Source organism: Trinickia sp. (assembly GCF_036503415.1).
GTDB lineage: Bacteria > Pseudomonadota > Gammaproteobacteria > Burkholderiales > Burkholderiaceae > Trinickia.
Map to the genome: position 1 here is coordinate 67,851 of NZ_DASXWY010000045.1, position 6,835 is coordinate 74,685.

A 6,835-nucleotide genomic window follows, 5' to 3' on the forward strand; every position below is an offset into this window, starting at 1 on the left:
GCGTATTGCACGTATCGCACGCATCGTCCGATCGATTACCGCGTTTCGGGTCCCGCTACCGCGGGTGCGTCTTGCCGGTTACTTTTGATAGCCCGCTTGCCGCACCGCGCGATCGGCCGCCGCGTTACCGGCCGCAAGCGCCTGATCGACGGACATCTGGCCCGCGAGCGCGCCCGAGACGCTCTGCCCGACCACCGTACCGAACGATTGAAACTCAGGAATGCCGACGAACTGCACGCCGGTGTAGGGAACGGGCTTCAACGTCGGGTGATTCGGGTCGGCCGTCTCGATCGCCTTCAGCACGAAGTCCGAGAACGGCGCCGCCTGCTTGTACTCGGCGCGCGCATACGTCGATTGGCGCGTGCCGGGCGGCACGGAAGCCCAGCCTTCGTCCTTGGCCACGAGTTCGATATAGGGCTTGCCCGTCGCCCAACCGATGAACTTCTTCGCGGCATCCTGCTGCTTGGACGTCTTCGGAATGGCGAGTGCCCAGGCCCACAGCCAATGCGAGCCGTTCGCCGTGACTTCCGTCGGCGCCGCGGCGAAGCCGATCTTGTCGGCCACCTGCGACTGCTGCTTGTTATAGAGCATGCCGGCAGCCACCGTCGCGTCGATCCACATCGCGCACTTGCCCGAGGACATCAGCGTCAGGTTTTCGTTGAAGCCGTTCGAGCTGGCGCCCGGGGGGCCATCCTTTTTCATCAGATCGACATAGGTGCTGACGGCCTTTTTCCATTCGGGCGTGGTCAACTGTGCGTGCCATTTCTCGTCGAACCAGCGGCCGCCGTAAGCATTGACACGCGTCGTCAGGTAGGCCATGTTTTCGCCCCAACCCGCCTTGCCGCGCAAGCAGATGCCGTAGATGCCGGCCGACTTGTCCGTCAGCTTGTCGGCAAATTGCGCGATCTGATCGTAGGTCGGATTCGGCGGCATGGTCAGGCCCTTCGCCGCGAACAAATCCTTGCGGTAGAACGTCATCGAGCTTTCCGCGTAAAACGGCAGCGCGTAGAGGGTACCGCCGGACGAGAGGCTGTCGCGCACGGGTTTGAGGACATCGTTCAAGTCGTAGTCGGCGGGCAGATTCGTCATCGGCGAGAGCCAGCCGCGCTTGCCCCACTGCGGAGCCTCGTAGGCGCCGATCATCATGACGTCGAACTGGCCGCTGCCCGTCGTGATATCGGTCGTGGCGCGTTGGCGCAGCACGTTCTCCTCGAGCACGACCCAATTGAGCTTGATATCCGGATTGGCCTTTTCGAACTCCGCCGAGAGCTTTTTCATCTCGAGCATGTCGGGATTGTTCACGACAGCGATCGTGACGGTCGCAGCCGATGCGGCGCTGGCGGCGCCTCCCGCCGCGCAAGCCAGCACAGCGGCGCCCAACGCCTTGTACGCAAAACGGCGGGCGGTACCGAATTCAGATTGCATCGTGTGTCTCCTAGTCTTGTACGTTGTAGGGAACTGCTCGGGCTCACGCCGCATCCGTCAGCCTTTGTTGTAGGCGCGCATGCGGCAAAGGTCTAGCTCATCCAGTTGCCGCCATCGACATTGAGTGTTTGCGCAGTGATGTAGTCGGCATCGGCCGAGGCCAGAAAAAGCGCGGCGCCCGTGAGATCGGCGGGTACACCCATGCGCCCGAGCGGCACGGCTTCGCCCACGAGGCGTTTTTTCTCGCCGAGCGGCCGGTTTTCGTAGCGGGCGAACAAGGCGTCGACGTCTTTCCACATCGGGGTGTCGATGACGCCCGGGGCAATGCCGTTCACGTTGATCTTATGGGGCGCGAGAGCCAGGGCAGCCGATTGCGTGTAGCTGAGGACGGCGGCCTTCGTGGCGCAGTAATGTGAAACGAGCGCTTCGCCGCGGCGGCCTGCCTGCGAGGACATGTTGATGATCTTGCCGCCCCGGCCCTGCTCGACCATGCGCCGGGCCACCGCTTGCATCATGAAGAACATGCCCTTCACGTTGACGGAGAACAGTTTGTCGAAGATGTCCCAGGATTCGTCGAGCAGCGGGCGCATATCGAAGATGGCCGCGTTGTTGAACAGGATGTCGATGCCGCCGAAGCGCTCGACGGTGCCGGCCACGATGCGTTCGATGTCCTCGCGGCGCGTGATGTCGGCGGTGACAGCATGGACGTGATCGGGGTGCCGTTCGACGAGCGAGGATATGGCATCGGCGGATTTGACGTCGACCAGCATACAGCGAGCGCCCTCGCTCACATACCGCTCGGCCACGGCCTCACCGATTCCGCTCGCGGCGCCCGTCACGATTGCCACTTTTTCGCGCAATTTCACGAAACGTCTCCGATTGGGTAATGAAGTGACCCGTTTTCTTTGCCGGTGAGCTATCGCTCAACGACAGAGCATTTGCTCGTTTGGTGATCGAATGATCGGATACGCGCTCGGGGCTGTCAAGCGTGAGGAAGCGGTTTCGATGTTGCAGTGCGGGAGAGGGCGTACTGAGGAAAGCGGGACGTGAAATCGCCTTTCGCCGAAATGCGAAAGGATCTTGGTCGAGGGAAAGTGGCTCCGTTGGGCTAACGGAGCGAATAGGCCAAGGCGGCTTAGCCCCGCGGCCCCAGCATGTCGTCCACCAACGGCACTGCGGCGAGCGCGAGTAGAACCGTTGCGAGGGGCACCGTCGATACGAAGCCGAGATGCTTGAAGCCGATCGCGCCCGCGAGCCCGCCGCAAATGAACGCGGCCAGCAATGAGGCCAGGAGCACCAGCTTCTGCCGATCACCGCGCACGAACAGCGGGTCGGGCGCCTCGTCGCCGCGCGACGCATTCCAGTAAAAGAGCTTGCCGAGTTCAATGCCGAGATCGGTGACGAGCCCCGTCACATGGGTGGTACGAATCTCCGCTTTCGAAATCTTCGTGATCATCGCGTTTTGCAGCCCCATCACGAAGCACAGCAGCGCCACGGTAGCCGGCACGAACAGCACCCGATGGCCCTCGAGGTGCGAGCCGAGCAGCCCGAAGCAAAGCAGTAGCACAGCTTCGAGCATTAGCGGCATGGCGTAGAGACTGGTCAGCGCACGTCTGCGGCCCCAGTTGATCAAGATGGCCGAAGTCGCCGCGCCGCAAAGGAACGAGAGCAAAGACGCCACGCAGGTCACCGCCGTCTCGATGCTGCCAAGCGCCAGAGAGTCGGCAAACGTGGAGGCGATCCCCGACATATGCGACGTGTACTGCCCCACGGCAAGAAAGCCGCCCGCATTGGCGGCGCCTGCGACGAACGCGAGCGAGCGCCCGAGCCGACGATTGGCTTCGTCGGTACGCTCGGGCATGGTGAACCCGCGGAGGTATTGAATCGGCATGCTGAACGGCTCGCGCGTCGTCGAAACGGCGCATAAAGACGCGCCGCTGAGACCGCGAAGGCACATGTCAAGCATTGGCGCGCAGCAAATCGTAGCACGCCGCCAATCGTCGCGCTGAGCCGTCTGTCTCAGGCTGGCGTGAGCGACAAGGCGCGGGCGTGATGCGCGATGTGATCTTCGATAAAGGTCTCGATGAAGTAATAGCCGTGATCGTAGCCCTCGTGCCGACGCAGAGTAAGCGGTTGTCCTGCCTTCAGGCATGCGGCTTCAAACACCTCCGGATGGAGTTGCTCGACGCGGAATTTATCCGCAAGGCCCTGATCGATGAGAATGCCTTCTTCGAAGCGTGCTGTACCGGCGCGCCCGACGAGATCGCTTGCGTCATATTGCCGCCAAGCGTCGCGATCGTCGCCCAGGTAGCCGGAAAACGCCTTTTGGCCCCATGGACAGCGCATCGGTGCCGAAATCGGTGCGAATGCCGAAACGGATCGATAAAGGCCCGGATTGCGCAACGCGAGTACAAGCGCACCATGCCCGCCCATCGAATGCCCGCAGATCGAGAGCCGGGCGCCGTCGATTGGCAGCTCGGCGAGCACCGCGTGGCGCAGCTCGTCACGCACATAGGAGTACATCTGGTAGTGCTTCGACCAGGGCTCGCGCGTCGCATCGACATAAAAGCCGGCCCCCACGCCGAAATCCCAGTTCTCGCTGTCGCCTTCGATATTGGCCCCGCGCGGGCTCGTATCGGGCGCGATGAGTGCCATGCCGAGCCGCGCGGCGAAGCGCTGTGCGCCCGCCTTGATGGGGAAAGTCTCTTCGGTGCAGGTCAGACCAGCGAGATAGAACAGCGCCGGCACACGGCCGTGCTGCGCGTGCGGCGGCAAATAGATCGAGAACTGCATCGGCAGTCCGATGGCCTTCGACTCGTGCCGGTAAAAACGCTGCTGCCCGCCATGGCAGGCGTGCGACGAGAGCAATTCGAGCATCGTGCGTCTCCTTGATGCGGATGCGGTTCAATGCGATTCAGTGCGATTCGGCACCGATCCGGAGCTCGGCGACCCGCGCTCCGGACCCGGCATCAATAGAGGACGACCGAGCGAATCGATTCACCCTTCTTCATCAGATCGAAGCCTTCGTTGATGCGCTCGAGCGGCAGCGTGTGCGTGATCAGATCGTCGATATTGATCTTGCCTTCCATGTACCAATCGACGATCTTCGGGACGTCGGTGCGTCCTCGCGCGCCGCCGAAGGCCGAGCCCTTCCATTCCCGGCCCGTGACGAGCTGGAATGGACGCGTGCTGATCTCCTGGCCCGCCGCGGCGACGCCGATGATGAACGACTGGCCCCAGCCCTTGTGCGTACACTCGAGCGCCTGGCGCATCAGTTGTACGTTGCCCACGCATTCGAACGAGTAGTCCGCGCCGCCGTCCGTCAGTTGAACGATCTGGTCTACCACGTTTTCGACGTCGTTCGGGTTGATGAAGTGCGTCATTCCGAATTTCTTCGCGAGTTCGACGCGCTTCGGATTGATGTCGACTCCGATGATCTTGTCCGCGCCCACCATCTTCGCGCCCTGGATCACATTGAGGCCGATTCCGCCGAGCCCGAACACGACCACATTGGCACCCGCTTCGACCTTCGCCGAATAGACGACCGCGCCGACACCCGTCGTCACGCCGCAGCCGATGTAGCAGACCTTGTCGAACGGCGCGTCTTCGCGGATCTTCGCCACTGCGATCTCCGGCACGACGATGTAGTTCGAAAACGTCGACGTACCCATGTAGTGGAAGAGAGGTTTGCCGTCGATCGAAAAGCGCGACGTCGCGTCAGGCATCAGGCCCTTGCCCTGCGTCGCACGAATCTTCTGGCAGAGATTCGTCTTGCGCGACAGGCAGAACTTGCATTCGCGGCACTCCGGCGTGTAAAGCGGGATCACGTGGTCGCCCTTTTTGAGCGTGCCGACGCCAGGGCCGACATCAACGACGATGCCTGCGCCTTCGTGCCCGAGAATCGCCGGAAAAATCCCTTCGGGATCGGCGCCGGACAACGTGTAATAGTCCGTGTGGCAAATACCGGTGGCTTTGACCTCGATCAATACCTCGCCCGCACGCGGTCCCTCGAGTTCGACCTCTTCGATCGTGAGCGGGGCGCCCGCCTTCCATGCGATTGCGGCTTTCGTTTTCATCTACACGTGCTCCTGAGTTGTTTCTTTGGCGTGGTTTGGTTGGCCCACAGGCCTTCGCCACGCGGCGACGGCCATGATCGCGCAAATCCGCCTCTCGCGCGAGCCACGGTGCGACGCGCGTCGATGATTTCTCGACATGCCAGAGCCTCTTTGCTCGAAGACTGGCATCACCGCTGGGCCACACCGAACCAGCTTTCCGTACGTCCATATAAATCGAGAAACCGCGCATACCGCGCGGCCAGCGCCGCATCGCCGCTCGGGCTCGCCACTGGCTCGGCGGGCGGCGCGAGCGCCGGCAGGTCCGCTTCGCGCCAGTGGCCGCTCGCCAGCCCCGCGATCAGCCCCGCGCCGCGAGCACCGACGTTGGGGCAATCGACAGCGTCGAGTTCGGCATCGAGCGCATCGGCAAGCAATTGCCGCCAGCGCGGATCGACCGAGCCGCCACCCGCCAGCCGCAGGCGATCGATCTTGCGCCCCGCTTGCGGCGGGCTTTGCCCCGCATCGGCGCGGATCGTATCGAGCCCCGCACGCAGCGCGAATGCGACGCCTTCGAACGCCGCGCGCATCATCGAGCCGCGCGTGTCGTCGAGGCCGAGGCCTAGCCAGCCGCCGCGCGCGGCCGGGTTCATCCAGGGCGAGCGCTCGCCGCTCAGGTAAGGCAGGAAGGTCACGGCTGAGCGTGTCGTCTCTGCGCTGGCCAGGTCAAACGCGTCCGCATAGGCAGCGGGCCAGTCAACGTAACCGAGCCAGGCGCGCACGTGCTCGAGCGCCACACCCACGTTCTGCATCGCAGCCATGCGGTACCACTGTCCCGTCGCCGTCCGATAGCGATGCAACCCGCGCGCGGGCCGGGGCTCGTTCGTCGCCAGAACCACGATCTGCCCTCCGCTGCCCGTGGTGACGAGCGCATCCCCGTCGTGCGCGAGGCCGCTGCCGAGTGCGGCGCTCGCCGTGTCGGCCGCGCCGACCGCAAGCGGAATGCCGGCTGGCAGACCGAGCGAGCGCGCCGCCTCGGCCGATAGCTCGCCCGCCGCCGCATACGAATGAGGCGCGAGCGGCGCGAACCACTGGCGCGGCAATCCCAGCGCGGCAATGCGCTCGTCGTCCCATGCCCCCGAAGCATCGGTAAGCGCGGTTGCGCAGGCGTCCGACGGATCGCTGAGTGCGGCTCCGCCCAATGCCACGCGCAGCCAATCCTTCGGTTGCAACGCCCAGCGCGTCGCGGCCGCCGCCCTCGGCTCGTTTTGCATGATCCACCGCAAGAGCGGCCCAGCCATGCCGGGCGCGACGGGATTCGGCTGCGGCTCGGGCCACGCATCGAGCAAGCCCGCGGC

General features: G+C 63.9%; 6 protein-coding genes. All 6 read right to left on the bottom strand.

All coding sequences use genetic code 11. From position 1 onward, the window contains the following. Positions 1-78: 78 nt before the first annotated feature. The gene (locus tag VGL01_RS06830; RefSeq protein ID WP_331568097.1) at positions 79-1,425 is read right to left on the bottom strand and encodes a sugar ABC transporter substrate-binding protein; all 1,347 of its coding nucleotides are present in this window, start codon (positions 1,423-1,425) and stop codon (positions 79-81) included. A 92-nt stretch (positions 1,426-1,517) separates the two neighbouring features. Continuing rightward, entirely contained in the window at positions 1,518-2,291 is a 774-nt protein-coding gene (locus VGL01_RS06835) for an L-iditol 2-dehydrogenase (protein ID WP_331568098.1), read from the bottom strand. Positions 2,292-2,560: 269 nt separating this feature from the next. Further along, on the bottom strand, positions 2,561-3,316 hold the full coding sequence (locus VGL01_RS06840) for a YoaK family protein (protein ID WP_331568099.1): 756 nt from the start codon (positions 3,314-3,316) through the stop codon (positions 2,561-2,563). 128 nt (positions 3,317-3,444) lie between these two features. Next, complete coding sequence (gene fghA, locus VGL01_RS06845; RefSeq protein WP_331568100.1) at positions 3,445-4,302, bottom strand: S-formylglutathione hydrolase; 858 nt, start codon at positions 4,300-4,302, stop codon at positions 3,445-3,447. 92 nt (positions 4,303-4,394) lie between these two features. Next, positions 4,395-5,501 (bottom strand): S-(hydroxymethyl)glutathione dehydrogenase/class III alcohol dehydrogenase, encoded by a 1,107-nt coding sequence (locus VGL01_RS06850; protein WP_331568101.1) that lies wholly within the window; start codon positions 5,499-5,501, stop codon positions 4,395-4,397. A 167-nt stretch (positions 5,502-5,668) separates the two neighbouring features. Next, positions 5,669-6,835 (bottom strand): FGGY-family carbohydrate kinase (locus VGL01_RS06855; protein WP_331568102.1); only part of this gene is annotated, 1,167 nt, incomplete at its 5' end.